Consider the following 14,844-nt stretch of genomic DNA (forward strand, 5'->3'; position numbering starts at 1 on the left):
GGCTTACGGCCCGTTTCAGCGCGGGTGGACGGCCTCGGCCAACGGGCCAGTCTGGCCGACGGCGCCGGGCGGCGCAGCCCGGGCCCCCAGCGGTCGACCACAGCCCGCCACGTCGATAGGTTCGTGACCGTGAGTCCCGCACAGCGCACCTCCCAGTCCTCGGCGCGAGCAGCCGCGCCCACGCCACCGCCCACGCCCGCCGTGCCACGCCCCGCGTCGGCCACCCCCATCGGCCGGATCCCGGTCATCGAGCTCGCCCCCGTCGTCGAGGGCGGGCGCTGGCCCGCCAAGGCCGTCACCGGTGAGGCGGTCCGGGTGCAGGCGACCGTCTTCCGCGAGGGGCACGACGCCGTCGCCGCCACCGCCGTCCTCACCGGCCCCGACGGCGTCGAGCACAGCCGCGTGACGATGGACCCGGTCGACCCGGGCCTGGACCACATGGAGGCCTGGCTCGTCCCCGACCGCGTGGGCGACTGGACCTTCCACGTCGAGGGCTGGTCCGACCCGTACGGCACGTGGCTGCACGACGCGCCGCTCAAGGTGAACGCCGGCGTCGACGTCGAGCTCATGCTCACCGAGGGGGCGCTGCTCCTCGAGGCCGCCGCCGCCCGGCCCGAGCTGCCCGCCGAGGCGCGCACCGTCCTCACCGACGCCGTCACCGCCCTGCGCGACGCCGGCCGCCCGCCGGCCGCCCGGCTCGCCGCGGGCACCGCCGAGGAGGTCCGCGACGCGCTCGCCGCCCACCCGGTGCGCGAGTACGTCACCCCCAGCGCCGCCTACCCGCTGCGGGTGGACCGCCCGCTCGCGCTCGTCGGCTCCTGGTACGAGTTCTTCCCACGCTCCGAGGGGGCGCGCTTCGACCCCGAGAAGGGCGGCTGGGTCTCTGGGACCCTGCGCACCGCCGCCGAGCGCCTGCCCGCGATCGCGGACATGGGCTTCGACGTCGTCTACCTCACCCCGGTCCACCCGATCGGCACGACGAACCGCAAGGGCCGCAACAACACCCTCACCGCCCAGCCGGGCGACCCGGGTTCGCCCTACGGCATCGGCTCCCCCGAGGGCGGCCACGACGCCATCCACCCCGAGCTCGGCACCTTCGCGGACTTCGACGCCTTCGTCGCCCGCGCCCGCGAGCTCGGCATGGAGGTGGCCCTCGACATCGCGCTCCAGGCCTCCCCGGACCACCCGTGGGTCACCGAGCACCCCGAGTGGTTCACCCGGCGGGCCGACGGCACCATCGCCTACGCCGAGAACCCGCCCAAGAAGTACCAGGACATCTACCCGCTCAACTTCGACAACGACCCCGAGGGCATCTACCACGCGGTCCGCGACATGCTCCAGGTGTGGATCGACCACGGCGTCACCGCCTTCCGGGTCGACAACCCCCACACCAAGCCGCTCGACTTCTGGGAGCGCATCCTCACCGACGTGCGCGAGTCCCACCCCGAGGTCGTCTTCCTCTCCGAGGCCTTCACCCGCCCGGCGATGATGCGCACCCTCGCGGCCGTCGGCTTCCACCAGTCCTACACGTACTTCACGTGGCGCACGACGAAGGAGGAGGTGGCCGAGTACCTCGAGGAGGTGGCCAACGAGACCTCCGACGTGCTGCGGCCGAGCTTCTGGCCCACGACCCACGACATCCTCACCCCGTACATGCAGACCGGCGGGGTGGCGGCCTTCGCGATCCGCGCGGTGCTCGCGGCGACCGGCTCGCCGACGTGGGGCATCTACTCCGGCTACGAGCTCGTCGAGAACGTCGCCCGGCCCGGTGCCGAGGAGCAGATCGACAACGAGAAGTACGAGTTCAAGGCCCGCGACTGGTCCCGGGCCGAGCACATCGGCATCTCCCACCTCCTCACCGAGCTCAACCGCATCCGCCGTGCCCACCCGGCGCTGCAGCGGCTGCGCGGGCTCACCGTCCACCCGACGACGGACGACGCGACCGTGTGCTTCTCACGGCACGTGCCCGCCCACCTGTCGCCGACGGGCCAGACCGACACCGTCGTCGTCGTCCTCACCCTCGACCCCTTCACCACCCGGGAGGGCACCATCGACCTCGACCTCACCGCGCTCGGCCTGCCCGAGCCGGCCCCGGGCAGCGACCCGGGCACCCCGCTCCTGGCCGCGACCGACGAGCTGTCCGGCGAGACCTACTTCTGGGGCCGGCAGCCCTACGTCCGGCTCGACCCCCACCAGCGCTGCGCGCACGTCCTGTCGGTGAGGTCGCTGTGAGCCCGAACAACCCCGTGCGGGCCCTGACCGCCCGCACCGACCCCATCCCGCGCCTCGGTGGCGGCGAGCGCCCCGGCCTCTCCGACGACCCCGAGTGGTACCGCACCGCGGTGTTCTACGAGGTCCTGCTGCGCGCCTTCGGCGACTCCGACGGTTCGGGGACCGGTGACCTGCGCGGGCTCATCGACCGCCTCGACTACCTCCAGTGGCTGGGCGTCGACTGCCTGTGGATCCCGCCCTTCTACCCCTCACCGCTGCGCGACGGCGGCTACGACGTCGCCGACTACACCGCGGTGGCCTCGGAGTACGGCACCGTCGAGGACTTCCAGGAGCTCCTCGAGGAGGCCCACTCCCGCGGGCTGCGGATCATCATCGACCTCGTCATGAACCACACGAGCGACCAGCACCCGTGGTTCCAGGCCTCCCGGGCGATGCCCGACGGCCCCTACGGCGACTTCTACGTGTGGAGCGACGACAACACCAAGTACGGCGACGCCCGCATCATCTTCGTCGACACCGAGACCTCGAACTGGTCCTTCGACCCGGTGCGCCGCCAGTACTACTGGCACCGCTTCTTCTCCCACCAGCCGGACCTCAACTTCGAGAACCCCAAGGTCATCGAGGCGATGTACGACGTCGTCCGGTTCTGGTGCCGCATGGGCGTGGACGGCTTCCGGCTCGACGCCGTGCCCTACCTCTTCGAGGAGGAGGGCACGAACTGCGAGAACCTCCCGCGCACCCACGAGTTCATCCGGGACCTGCGCGCGATGGTCGACCGGGAGTTCCCGGGCACCCTCATCCTCGCCGAGGCGAACCAGTGGCCCGAGGACGTCGTCGAGTACTACGGCACCGAGACCGCGCCCGAGTGCCACATGTGCTTCCACTTCCCGGTGATGCCGCGCCTGTTCTACGCGCTGCGCGAGCAGCGGGCGCACGCGATCCGCGACATCCTCGCCGACACCCCGGCGATCCCGCACGGCGCCCAGTGGGCGACCTTCCTGCGCAACCACGACGAGCTCACCCTCGAGATGGTCTCCACCGAGGAGCGCGCCGCCATGTACGGCTGGTACGCCGAGGACCCGCGCATGCGCGCGAACGTCGGCATCCGGCGGCGGCTGTCCCCGCTGCTGGGCAACTCCCGGGCGGAGATCGAGCTCGCGCACGCGCTGCTCCTGTCCCTGCCGGGCAGCCCGTACCTCTACTACGGCGACGAGATCGGGATGGGGGACAACATCTGGCTGCCCGACCGGGACGCCGTGCGCACCCCCATGCAGTGGTCCCCGGACCGCAACGCCGGCTTCTCCACCGCCGACCCGGGCAAGCTCTACCTGCCGCTCGTCCAGTCGCTGGTCAACCACTACCAGGCGGTCAACGTCGAGGCGCAGTACGCGACGCCCACCTCCCTGCTCCACTGGGTGCGCGGCATCCTCGAGGTGCGCCGCGCCCACCCGGTGTTCGGGACCGGCAGCTTCGAGTTCCTCGAGGTGGACAACGACGCCGTCCTCGCCTTCGTCCGCGAGGACGAGAACGAGGCGGTCCTCTGCGTCATGAACCTCGCCAACACCCCGCGCGCCGCCCACATCCAGGCACCGCGCTTCGCCGGGCGGCAGCTGACCGACATCTTCGGCGGGGCGGTCTTCCCGGCCGTGGACGCGGGCGGCCAGGTGACGGTCACCCTCGGCTCGCGCGACTTCTTCTGGCTGCGGGTCGATGCCGTGGCCACGCCCGTGGCCCCGCCCCGGCGAGCGCCCCCTCGGCGGGCACGCCGCACGAGCCGCTGCCGCCCGCGGACCACCGGGAGCCCTGATGCCCACCCTCACCCCGCCGTTCCCCGACTTCCTGCCCGAGTGGGTCGCGCGGCAGCGCTGGTACACGGCCAAGGGCCGCACGCCCCTGCTGCGGCGCGTCGGCGGCCTACGCCACCAGGACCCGGACGGCGAGGTGGGCGTGGAGACCTGGCTCGTCCAGGACGACGGCGGCCCCTCCCCCGTCGTCTACCAGGTGCCGCTCACCTACCGCGGCGCGGCGGTGCCCGAGCTCGAGCACGCGCTCGTCGCGCAGGCCGAGCACTCCGAGCTCGGCCCCCGGTGGATCTACGACGGCTGCCACGACCCCGTCTACGCGCGGCTGCTCCTCACGACGATCCTCGAGAGCGGCACGGCCGAGTCCGACGGCGGGGCGCAGTACGGGCGCGCCTCGGGGCACCGCGCGAGCGGCGACGGCGCCATGGGCGCCCACACCGGCGGTGAGCAGATGCGGGTGCTGCGCGGGGAGCAGTCCAACACCTCGGTCATCTTCGAGGGCGAGGACGGCCCGCCGGTCATCTGCAAGGTCTTCCGGGTGCTCGCCGACGGCCGCAACCCCGACGTCGTCGTCCAGGAGGCGCTCGCCGCCGCGGGCAGCACGCGCGTGCCCGCCCCGCTCGGGGACCTCTACGGGGAGTGGACCGGTCCCGCCGGGGAGCGCCAGCACGGCCACCTCGCCTTCGCCCAGGAGTTCCTCCCCGGCGTCGAGGACGCGTGGCGGGTGGCGGTGCGTGCGGCGACCGACGGCGAGCACCTCGGCGAGCGGGCCGCGCACCTGGGTGCCGCCGTCGCCTCCGTCCACCGCGACCTCGCGGCCGCCTTCCCCACCCACGAGGCCACCGAGCCGGTCCGCGCCCAGCTGCGCGCCACGTGGCGCGACCGGGCGACCGCCGCGCTCCTCGAGGCGCCCGAGCTCGAGGAGCACCGCGAGGCGATCGCCGCCGTCTACGCCCGCACCGAGGAGGCGGCCTGGCCGGGCCTGCAGCGGATCCACGGCGACCTCCACCTCGGGCAGGTCATCGAGGCCCCCGGGCGCGGGTGGCTGCTCCTCGACTTCGAGGGCGAGCCGCTGCGGCCGCTGGGTGAGCGCACCGCCCCCGACCTCGCCCTGCGCGACGTCGCCGGCATGCTGCGCTCCCTCGACTACGCCGCCGGCGCGGCCCAGCGCGAGCACGGCGCCGACGTGGCCGCGGACTGGGTGGCGCGGGCACGCGGCGCGTTCCTCGACGGCTACGCCCGCGAGGCCGGCCGCGACCCGCGGGAGGACGCCGAGCTGCTCGCCGCCCTCGAGCTCGACAAGGCCCTGTACGAAGCGGTCTACGAGGCGCGCAACCGGCCCGCGTGGCTGTCCATCCCGGTGAGCGGGGTGCGGCGGCTGCTCGGGACGACCGCCCCGTGACCTTTCTCGCGCGACAGCACGGACGTGATGGAAGAGTGGACGACATGACCAATGACGAGCGCCCGGCACCGGCCCCCGCCCCCACCGCCCCCGGGCCTGCCCCGTCGACCACGGCGTCCTCCACGCCGTCGCCGCGGGCCTGCACCACCAGCCGCACGACGTCCTCGGCCCGCACGTCGGCGAGGACGCCGTCACCATCCGCACGCTGCGGCCCTGGCCGACGCCGTCGTCCTCGTCACCGCCGACGGTCGCCGGCCCTTCGAGCACGAGGCCGAGGGCGTGTGGGTGACCTCGGTGCCCGGCACCGAGGTGCCCGACTACCGGCTCGAGGCCACCTACGGGACCGACACCCACCAGACCGACGACCCCTACCGCTTCCTGCCCACCCTCGGCGAGCTGGACCTCCACCTCGTCGGCGAGGGGCGCCACGAGGAGCTGTGGAACGTCCTGGGCGCCCACGTGCGCCGCTACCCCTCCGCGCTCGGCGACGTCACCGGCACGTCCTTCGCGGTGTGGGCGCCCAACGCGCGCGCCGTGCGCGTCAAGGGCGACTTCAACTCCTGGGACGGGCGCACCGCGGCGATGCGGTCCCTCGGCTCCACCGGCGTGTGGGAGATCTTTCTGCCGGGCGTCGGCTCCGGTGCCCGGTACAAGTTCGAGATCCAGTACCGCGACGGCACGTGGCACGAGAAGGCCGACCCGATGGCCCGCGCCGCGGAGCACCCGCCGGCCACGGCGTCGGTCGTCACCGAGTCCCACTACGAGTGGCAGGACGAGGAGTGGATCGCGCGCCGCGCCGCGACCGACCCGCACTCCGGCCCGATGAGCGTCTACGAGGTCCACCTCGCCTCGTGGCGCCCCGGCCTGAGCTACCGCGACCTCGCCGTCGACCTCGTCGACTACGTCGCCGGGCTCGGCTTCACCCACGTGGAGTTCATGCCGGTCGCCGAGCACCCCTTCGGCGGCTCGTGGGGCTACCAGGTGACCTCCTACTACGCCCCGACGGCGCGGATGGGCGGCCCCGACGACTTCCGCCACCTCGTCGACGCGTTCCACCAGGCCGGGATCGGCGTCATCATGGACTGGGTCCCGGCGCACTTCCCCAAGGACAGCTGGGCGCTGGCCCGCTTCGACGGCACCCCGCTGTACGAGGACCCGGACCCGCTGCGCGGGGAGCAGCCCGACTGGGGCACCCTCGTCTTCAACTTCGGGCGGCGCGAGGTCCGCAACTTCCTCGTCGCCAACGCGCTGTACTGGCTCGAGGAGTTCCACATCGACGGTCTGCGCGTGGACGCCGTCGCCTCGATGCTCTACCTCGACTACTCCCGCCAGCCCGGCCAGTGGCGCCCCAACGAGCACGGCGGCCGGGAGAACCTCGAGGCGATCAGCTTCCTCCAGGAGACCAACGCGACCGCCTACCGCCGGGTCCCGGGGATCGTCATGATCGCCGAGGAGTCCACCGCGTGGCCGGGCGTCAGCGCCCCCACCGACCAGGGCGGCCTGGGCTACGGGCTCAAGTGGAACATGGGCTGGATGAACGACACCCTGCGCTACCTCGCGGAGGAGCCGATCAACCGGCGCTACCACCACGGGGAGCTCACGTTCTCGCTCGTCTACGCCTTCTCCGAGCAGTTCGTCCTGCCGCTGAGCCACGACGAGGTCGTCCACGGCAAGGGCTCGCTCGTGCGCAAGATGCCCGGTGACCGCTGGCAGCAGCTCGCCGGCGTGCGCGCCCTGCTCGCCTACCAGTGGTCCCACCCGGGCAAGCAGCTGCTCTTCATGGGCGGGGAGTTCGCCCAGGAGGAGGAGTGGTCGGAGTCCCGCGGGCTGGACTGGCACCTGCTCGACAACCCGGCGCACGCCGGGACCGCCGACCTCGTGCGCCGCCTCAACGACGTCTACCGCGCCCACCCGGCGCTCTTCGCCGACGACTTCTCCCCCGCCGGCTTCCAGTGGATCGAGGCGGGCGACGGCGACCACAACGTCATCAGCTTCCTGCGCACCGACCCGACGGGCCAGGGCCGCGACGTCGCGTGCATCGTCAACTTCGCCGGGGCCCCGCACGAGGACTACCGGGTGGGCCTGCCCCACGCGGGCACCTGGGTGGAGATCCTCAACACCGACGCCGAGGAGTACGGCGGCTCGGGCGTGGGCAACCTCGGCCGCGTGGTGGCCGAGGAGCTGCCGTGGAACGGCCGCCCGGCGTCGGCGCGCCTGCGCATCCCGCCGCTGGGAGCCCTCTGGCTCACCCCGGAGAGCTGACCCCCGCCCCGCCCCCCCATATGCGCGAAAGCGCTGCCCGCCGGCCGGGGCAGCGCTTTTCTCGCGCATATGGGGAGTGTGGGTGGGTGGGGGCGGCCTCAGTAGAGGGCGCTCGCCAGGTTGCGGCGGGCCTCGGCCACGAGCGGGTCGGTGCTGCCGACGATCTCGAAGTACTCGACGACGCGCTTGCGCGCCTCCTCGCGGTCCTCGCCCGCCGTTGCCCGGACGACGGCGATGAGCCTGTCGAAGGCGGCCTGCGGCTGGCCCGCGGCGACCTCCGCGTCGGCCGCCGCGAGGTGGGCGGCGACGTCGGTGAGAGCGCGCCCTCGGCGTCGGCGACCGCCTGCAGGCCACCGGCGCTGGCGGTGCGGATGATGAGCTCGACCTGCGCGAGCGCCGCGGTCGCCTCGTGGTCCGCCGGGTTCTCCTTGAGCGCGCGGCGGTAGGCGTCCGCGGCAGCGGCGTAGTCCTCGCGCTCGATCGCCTCCAGCGCCTCCGCATGGAGCGGGGGCAGCGGGGGCTCCTCCCGTGCGGCGGGCTCCTCCTCGGCGCCCGCGCCGCTCACCGTGCCGGTGACCCCGGCCTGACCGGCGACGCGCAGCAGCTCCTCGAGGACGGCGCGCAGCTGCTCCTCGGGGTAGTCGCCCTGGTACAGCGGGACGGGCTGGCCGCGGACGATGGCGACGACGGTCGGCACCGCCTGCACCTGGAAGGCCTGGGCGATCTGCGGGCTGGTCTCGACGTCCACCCGGGCGAGCTGGAAGCGTCCGCCGAAATCGGTGGCCACCTTGGCGAGCACCGCGGACGGGCCGCCGGCGTACTCGGCCGACACCTCGACGACGACCGGCACGCGCATCGACAGCTCGACGGTCTGCTGGAAGGTCGCCTCGGTGACGTCGACGATGATCGGCTCGTCCGCGGCGGCACCGGCCGGCGCCGCGGGCTGGGGCGGGCGGGCCAGGGCTGAGAGGTCAACGGCTCCGTGCAGGTTGATCGAGGGCTGGCTCATCGGTGTCCTTGCTGTGTGCGGTGAGGTCCTGACGACGACGTTACCCCTCGCCGTCGTCCTCCTCCTCATCCTCGGGAGCCCGCTCGCTCTCACCGACGTTCGCGAGCACCTGCGTCGCGCCGAGGACGGCGACCGGCTCCTCGCTGCCCTCGGGCGGCACGGAGAAGGCGACCGGGATGAGGTAGTGGGCGCGGGCCTCGCCGTCGATGCGGGGGTCCTGCTCCATGAGGAGACCGAGGTCCCCGCCGGCCTCGAGGGTCGAGCCCTCGACCGTGCGGCGAAGGTTGAGGCGGCCGTCGATGACCCCGACGACGAGCGCGCCGCCCTCGGCGGTCTGCATGGCCGAGACGGAGCCCTCACGCACGTCGTAGCTCTCGCGCACCTCGCCGGCGACCTCGACGGTCTCGCGCAGGGCGGAGATCATCTCGGCGTAGCCGGTGCGGAAGGGGTCCTCGGCGAAGAGCGCGGAGGCCTCGCCGTCCGGGTCGGCCAAGAGCTCGGCGTAGCGGGCGACGGTCTCCTGCGGGGTGGCGACCAGCCCCTCGGCGTCGGGCGCCAGCTGGGGGCTGCCGGCGTCGGGGCGCGCGGTGCTCGGGGTCTGCGCGCCCGGCAGCAGCGTGGTCCAGAACCACAGCTTGTACTGGCTGCGGGCGTCGTCCTGGGTGAGGACGAGCAGGAGCGGCAGGTTCGCGTCGTCGGGCACGTGGGAGACGACGTAGAGCGAGCGGGGCCACTCGTCGGTGGCGGCGACGACCTCGACCTGGCTGTTCGTCGTCAGCGGGGTGGGCGTGCGCTCCCCGTCGGAGGCCGCGCTGAGGCGGTACTCCGCCTGGCGCATCGCCAGCGCGGGGCCGGTGACGCGGTCGGTGAGCAGGTCGGGGTCGAGCGCGGCGTCGGCCTCGTCGACGGTCTCCTCGACGTCGGCGAGGATCCGCTCGATGCGGTCCTCGTCGAGCACCGGCAGCGGCGCGGTGGCGGCCGGCTCGGGCGCGGGCCGCGGGACGTCCTCCGCGCAGCCCGCGAGGAGCAGCGCGGTGACCGCGGCGCCGGCGGCGAGCCGGGCGCCCCGGTGCCGGGGGTGGGGGTGGCGCCGGTCATCGTCGCTCCTCTCCGTCGTCGTCCATGGGCTGGGTGGGTGGGGTGGTGGGGCCGGCGGCGGTGCCGCCGAAGCCCAGACCGAGCGCCACGACGGCGGGGCGGGGGTGTACGTCGTCGTCGTCCTCGGGTGAGCCGTCCGGGGTGCCGGCAGGCTCCTCCGGTGCGGACGGGGCCGGCTCAGCGGGCTCGTGCGGCTCCGGCTCGGAAGGCTCGTGCGGCCCAGGCGCGGCCTGCTCGGCCACGAAGGGCTTGCCCTGCTCAGCCTGCTCGGCCACGAGAGGCTCGGCCTGCTCAGCCTGGTCGGCCACGAGGGGCTCGGCCTCCTCGGGCGCAAGCTCGACAGGTTCCGGCTCCGGCTCATCGGCGAGGCCGTCGGCCGTCGCCTCGGGTGCGAGGTCGCCGTCGGCGGCGGTCGGCTCCCACTCGCCGGTCACGTCGTCGGGCGCGGGGGTGGCGCGTGTGTCATCGACGGGCTCGGCGTCGACGATGTCACTGTGCCCGGGTGCGAGCGGGATGCGAGGCACGGCTCCGCCGTCGGCCTCGGCCCGCTCACGGGCCAGCGTCTGCTCGAGCTCGCGGATCTGGCGGCGGGTGAGGCGCTCACCAGTGCCCGGGTCGGTGTCGGAGATGCTGCGCGCCGGCGTCGGGCCCTCCGCGCGGGCGGCGTCACGGCGCTCCCGCTCGCGGCGGGCAAGGGTCTCGAGCACGAGCATCGTCACGCCGGCCACGAGGGCGAGGACGCCGACGACGATCCCCGGGACGAGCCACGGGGTGCTGACCTCACGGCCCCACTCGAGCTCGATCTCCGGCGCAGGGCCGGTGCCGTCGGTCGCGGCGACGAGGCTCCAGCGGCCGGGGCTGTCGGACCAGCTGAGCTCGGCGGAACCGGTCGAGACGGTCTCCACGACCCACAGGTCCGAGCCGGCGGGGTTCGGGAGGCCGGGTGTCTCCTCCGCGGGCTCCTCGGCCGGGGCGTCGGTGGGGGCGGCCTGCAGGTCACCGGTGACGACCTCGGTGGTGAGCTCCTCCCAGGAGGACAGGCCCGTCACCCGCATGTGGTCGGCGCCGCCGAGCCAGGCCTCGACCTCCGAGGTGCGCCCGATGGCGAGGACCACCTGCTCGTCGTCGCCGGCCGTGGCGCGCACGGTGACCTCGGGGTCGACGGCGTCGAGGACGCCGGGGCCACTGACGATGACGGGCACGTCGGGACGCTCGCCGAGCGTGAGCGTCGCGGTGTCGGAGGAACGCACGACGACGGCTGCGATCACGGAGGCCAGGATGACGAGCACGCCGGCCAGGGCGAGCATGAGGGGCAGTCTGCGTCGGGTCACGGGGTGAGGCTTCCTCCCAGGTGGGCGCGGGTGCGACGTCTCAGGATACGCCGGTGGTCGCGGGGGTCGCGTTATCAGGTTGTGACCAAAGTGCGACGATCCCGCGTGGGCTCGGTACGACCCCGGTGGCCCGTCGGGGGCCCCGGTTACGCTGAGCCCGGCCCGCACGAGCGTGCCGACCCCTGAGCAGGAGGACAGATGAGCGAGGACCAGTCCGTGTTCCCCGTGGTCATGCGCGGGTACGACCGCGCGCAGGTGGACCAGCGGGTGCACGCCCTGGAGACCGCGCTCGCCGGCGCCCGGCAGCAGGTGGCGGCGCTCGACGAGCGCACCATGCGGCTGTCCGGGGAGCTGTCCCAGGCGCAGCGCGAGCTGCGCGAGCGTGCCCAGCCCACCTACGCGGGGCTGGGAGCGCGCATCGAGCAGCTGCTCCGGTCCGCGGAGGAGCAGTCCGCCGGCGTCGTCGACCGGGCGCGCGCGCAGGCGGCGCAGGCCGTCGCGACGGCGGAGCAGCGGGCCGCCGAGCTCACCGAGCGCGCCGAGTCCGAGGCCGCCTCGCGGCTCGCCGCCGCCCGCCGCCAGTCCCTCGAGACGCTTGAGGACGCGCAGCGCCAGGCCGGCTCGGCCCTCGAGGTCGCCCAGCGCACGGCCGAGGAGATCGTGTCCTCCGCCGAGCGGGAGGCCGCGCGCGTCCAGGAGACCGTCCGCGACGAGGAGCAGCACCGCCGCGCCGACCTCGAGCGCGAGCTCGCGCTCACCCGGGCCACCGCCGAGCGCGAGGTCCTCGAGCTGCGGACCGCCACGGAGGCCGAGGCCACCCGTCTTCGGTCCGAGGCCACCGCGCTCCACCAGGAGGCGCAGAACGTCCTCGAGCAGGCGCGCGCCGAGGCGGAGCAGCTGCGTCACCGCGCCGAGCTCGAGGCCGCGACGCTGCGCGAGGAGACCGAGCGCGCCGCCGCCGCGGCCCAGGCCGAGGCCCGCGCTGCCACCACCGCGCTGGCCGAGGAGACCGAGCGCCGGGCCACCGACGCCGAGGCGCGTCTCGCCGAGGCCCTCGCCCGGACCGAGTCGGTCATCGCCGACGGCGACGCCGCGGCAGCCCGCCGGGTGGAGCAGGCGCGGGAGGAGGCCGAGCACGTCCTCGCCGAGGCGCGCGCGGAGTCCGAGCGCCTGCTGCACGAGGCCGCCGAGGCCGCGCAGGCCGAGCGCGACACGCTCGCCGCGGAGATCGCCGACCTCGCCCGCCAGCGCGAGGACATCACGACCTACCTCAACGAGCTCCGCGGCGTCCTCGCCACCCGGACGCCCGCGGGACCTGGCGCCCTCGCGGTGCCGGGGCTGTCGGACGAGGCAGCCACCCATCATGACGAGGGCGCCCGGGTCCCGGCCGACGCGGCCGCCGCAAGCGCCGCCGCAAGCGCCGCCGCGCAGGCTGCCACCACCTACGACGACGCGGCCGCCCAGGTTCCGGCCGACGCAAGCGCCGCCGACGCCCAGGCTGCGGCCACCCATGACGACGCCGCCGCCCAGCTCTCGGCCGACGCAAGCGCCGCTGACGCCCAGGCTCCGGCACCCGAGGCGGACCTGACCGACGCCGAGGCGGGCGATGCCGCGGTGACGGACGCCGACGTCGCGGCAGCCGAGGACGCGGACGTCGTCGAGGCGGCCGTCGTCGAGCAGGCCGACGAGGCGGCGAGCGCCGTCGAGGACGTCGACGAGCCCGCGGTTCCGGAGAAGCGTGCCCAGGCGGAGTCCGAGCGCGAGCCGCGGACCGAGGTCATGGACGCCATCTCGGGCGAGACCGCCGTCATCCCCGCCGTGAAGGACGAGCGCCGCTGACACGGTGTGGCATTCGGGTCCCCTGAGGACCCGAATGCCACACCCAGTGCTGGACCCGGTCACCAGGGCGGCACGAGCGCGAGCTCTTGGCTAGCCTGGACGTGGCGCGAACGACTGCCGCCGCGAGCCGGGACGACCCGCTCGCCAGCACGACCACGGGGACGGCCCCGTCAGAAGGACCCGGCCATGTCCACCGTCCGTTCCATCCTCACGCCCGCCGCCGTCGCGCGGCTGCTGCTCGGCTGGGGCGCCGTCCTCGCCCTCGCCCTGTCCGGCTCGCTGCTCGAGCCGCCCGTCACCGGGCCGGTGCTCGTCACGGCGCTCACGGCGATCGTCGGCGTCGTCCTCGTGTGCGCCTTCGGGGTCGTCCACGAGGCCGAGCACCTCGCGCGCCGTCTGGGCGACCCCTACGGCTCCCTCGTCCTCACGCTCTCGATCGTCGTCATCGAGGTCATCCTCATCTCCGCCGTCATGCTCGGCCCGGGTGAGCACGCGACGATCGCCCGCGACTCGGTCATGGCCGTCTCGATGATCATCCTCAACCTCGTCATCGGGCTCGCGCTCCTCGTCGGCGGGCGCAGGTACGGCGGCCTCGCGCCCAACCGGACCGGAACCTCGCAGTACCACGCGATGCTCGTCGTCCTCGTCGCGCTCGCCTTCGCGGTCCCGGCGGCCCTCGGCACCGGCGGCGCGTACACGGCGGGGCAGGCGGTGCCCGTCGTCCTCGTCACGGTGGTGCTCTACGCCTTCTTCCTCGCCCGGCAGACCGGCGCCCAGGCCGCGGACTTCCGCGAGGTCGCCACGGGGGCGGTCGCGCACAAGGACGTGGCCGCGCGGACCGGTGTCCGCGCCGTCGTCGCCGAGCACCGCTCCGAGGTCCTGCTGCGCGCCGGGCTGCTCCTCGCGACGGTGCTGCCGATCGTCCTGCTCTCCCACGACATGGCCGCCCTCCTCGACGACGGGCTCGGCCGGCTCGGCGCCCCCACCGCGCTGGCCGGTGTCCTCATCGCGATGGTCGTCTTCCTGCCGGAGTCGATCACCTCCGTACGTGCGGCCCTCGCCGGGGAGATCCAGCGGGTGAGCAACCTCTGCCACGGCGCCCTGGTGTCCACGGTCGGGCTCACGATCCCCGCCGTCCTCGTCATCGGCATGATCACCGGGCAGACCGTCGTGCTCGCCGAGTCTCCGGTCAACCTCCTGCTGCTGGGCGTCAGCCTGCTGCTGTCGGTGACGACCTTCTCCGCACCACGCGTCACCGCCACCCACGGCGCGGCGCACCTGGCGGTCTTCGCCGTCTACGCCGTCGCCGTCATGTCCTGACGGCGGCTACCGGACCATGCGGAGGTCGGCGATGCCGCCGAAGCGCTCCTCGACGCGGCGCTCGTCGGTGAGGACGAAACCGTTGCGCGCGTAGAAGCGCTGGGCGCGCTCGTTGCCCTCGGCCACCCACAGGTAGGCGGGCGCGTCACCGATCGCGTGCTCGAGGAGCGCCTGGCCCAGTCCCTGCCCGTGCCAGCGGGCGAGGACGTAGAGCGCGGACAGGAGGAGCGGCCGCACCTCCCCGGTGCCGGTGGCCTCGGCGCGGGAGAAGCCGGCGAGCTCACCGGTCTCCCGGACCGTGCCCACCCACGTGGTGCTGGAGTCGGGGTCCTCCAGGCGCCGCCTCCAGCGGTCCGGCCCCTCCTCCTCCATGCGGGCGTAGACGTGCTCGGGCACCTCGTCGGCGTAGGTCTCGCGCCAGGCGCGGACGTGGAGAGCGGCCAGGTCAGCGGCGTCGTCGGGACGCGCCGCGCGGATGTGGAGAGGTCCTGCCATGGGGCACACGGTAGGTCACCCGTCCCCGGTTGCGGACCGTGCGCGCCGCGCCCA

At 74.3% G+C, this 14,844-nt stretch carries 7 protein-coding genes and 4 pseudogenes; 6 read left to right on the plus strand and 5 right to left on the minus strand.

Annotated elements, in window-relative coordinates; all coding sequences use genetic code 11:
- Nucleotides 1-129 precede the first annotated feature (129 nt).
- The 4 genes and pseudogenes from ACWPXV_RS03975 (at nucleotide 130) to glgB (ending at nucleotide 7,698) form a co-directional block, all read left to right on the plus strand.
- Complete coding sequence (locus ACWPXV_RS03975) at nucleotides 130-2,232, plus strand: alpha-1,4-glucan--maltose-1-phosphate maltosyltransferase (RefSeq protein ID WP_454084008.1); 2,103 nt, start codon at nucleotides 130-132, stop codon at nucleotides 2,230-2,232.
- Nucleotides 2,229-3,986, plus strand: a pseudogene (gene treS / locus ACWPXV_RS03980) (maltose alpha-D-glucosyltransferase); the annotation flags it as partial. The gene ACWPXV_RS03975 and the pseudogene treS, both read left to right, overlap by 4 nt.
- A 52-nt stretch (nucleotides 3,987-4,038) precedes the next feature.
- Nucleotides 4,039-5,436 carry a maltokinase N-terminal cap-like domain-containing protein gene (locus ACWPXV_RS03985; protein WP_454084009.1) on the plus strand — a complete coding sequence of 466 codons (1,398 nt, stop codon included), beginning with the start codon at nucleotides 4,039-4,041 and terminating at the stop codon, nucleotides 5,434-5,436.
- A 139-nt stretch (nucleotides 5,437-5,575) separates the two neighbouring features.
- Nucleotides 5,576-7,698: pseudogene (glgB, locus tag ACWPXV_RS03990) on the plus strand (1,4-alpha-glucan branching protein GlgB).
- Between the two features lie 98 nt (nucleotides 7,699-7,796).
- Here glgB and ACWPXV_RS03995 read toward each other — a convergent pair.
- From ACWPXV_RS03995 to ACWPXV_RS04010, 4 genes and pseudogenes are all read right to left on the minus strand, one after another.
- A pseudogene (locus ACWPXV_RS03995) lies at nucleotides 7,797-7,952 on the minus strand (tetratricopeptide repeat protein); the annotation flags it as partial.
- A 413-nt stretch (nucleotides 7,953-8,365) separates the two neighbouring features.
- Nucleotides 8,366-8,776: pseudogene (locus ACWPXV_RS04000) on the minus strand (thioredoxin family protein); the annotation flags it as partial.
- The gene (locus tag ACWPXV_RS04005) at nucleotides 8,748-9,665 is read right to left on the minus strand and encodes a hypothetical protein (protein ID WP_454084010.1); all 918 of its coding nucleotides are present in this window, start codon (nucleotides 9,663-9,665) and stop codon (nucleotides 8,748-8,750) included. The pseudogene ACWPXV_RS04000 and the gene ACWPXV_RS04005, both read right to left, overlap by 29 nt.
- Nucleotides 9,666-9,801: 136 nt before the next feature.
- Nucleotides 9,802-11,136 (minus strand): hypothetical protein, encoded by a 1,335-nt coding sequence (locus ACWPXV_RS04010; protein ID WP_454084011.1) that lies wholly within the window; start codon nucleotides 11,134-11,136, stop codon nucleotides 9,802-9,804.
- A 198-nt stretch (nucleotides 11,137-11,334) separates the two neighbouring features.
- Between ACWPXV_RS04010 and ACWPXV_RS04015 the strand changes: the two genes are divergently transcribed.
- Nucleotides 11,335-12,975, plus strand: coding sequence for a hypothetical protein (locus ACWPXV_RS04015; protein ID WP_454084012.1), 1,641 nt, complete (start codon nucleotides 11,335-11,337; stop codon nucleotides 12,973-12,975).
- Between the two features lie 186 nt (nucleotides 12,976-13,161).
- Nucleotides 13,162-14,295, plus strand: a complete 1,134-nt coding sequence (locus ACWPXV_RS04020) for a calcium:proton antiporter (RefSeq protein WP_454084013.1) — start codon at nucleotides 13,162-13,164, stop codon at nucleotides 14,293-14,295.
- A 6-nt stretch (nucleotides 14,296-14,301) separates the two neighbouring features.
- On the opposite strand, the gene ACWPXV_RS04025 is transcribed toward ACWPXV_RS04020, so the two are convergent.
- On the minus strand, nucleotides 14,302-14,790 hold the full coding sequence (locus tag ACWPXV_RS04025) for an N-acetyltransferase family protein (protein ID WP_454084014.1): 489 nt from the start codon (nucleotides 14,788-14,790) through the stop codon (nucleotides 14,302-14,304).
- Nucleotides 14,791-14,844 lie beyond the last annotated feature (54 nt).

The organism is Georgenia sp. Marseille-Q6866 (genome assembly GCF_965111665.1).

What these genes read in the sequence shown, in the direction of transcription:
- ACWPXV_RS04025 (WP_454084014.1), bottom strand. Translation starts at nt 14,790, where the DNA reads ATGGCAGGACCTCTCCACATCCGCGCGGCGCGTCCCGACGACGCCGCT.
- ACWPXV_RS04020 (WP_454084013.1), top strand. Translation starts at nt 13,162, where the DNA reads ATGTCCACCGTCCGTTCCATCCTCACGCCCGCCGCCGTCGCGCGGCTG.
- ACWPXV_RS03985 (WP_454084009.1), top strand. Translation starts at nt 4,039, where the DNA reads ATGCCCACCCTCACCCCGCCGTTCCCCGACTTCCTGCCCGAGTGGGTC.
- ACWPXV_RS04015 (WP_454084012.1), top strand. Translation starts at nt 11,335, where the DNA reads ATGAGCGAGGACCAGTCCGTGTTCCCCGTGGTCATGCGCGGGTACGAC.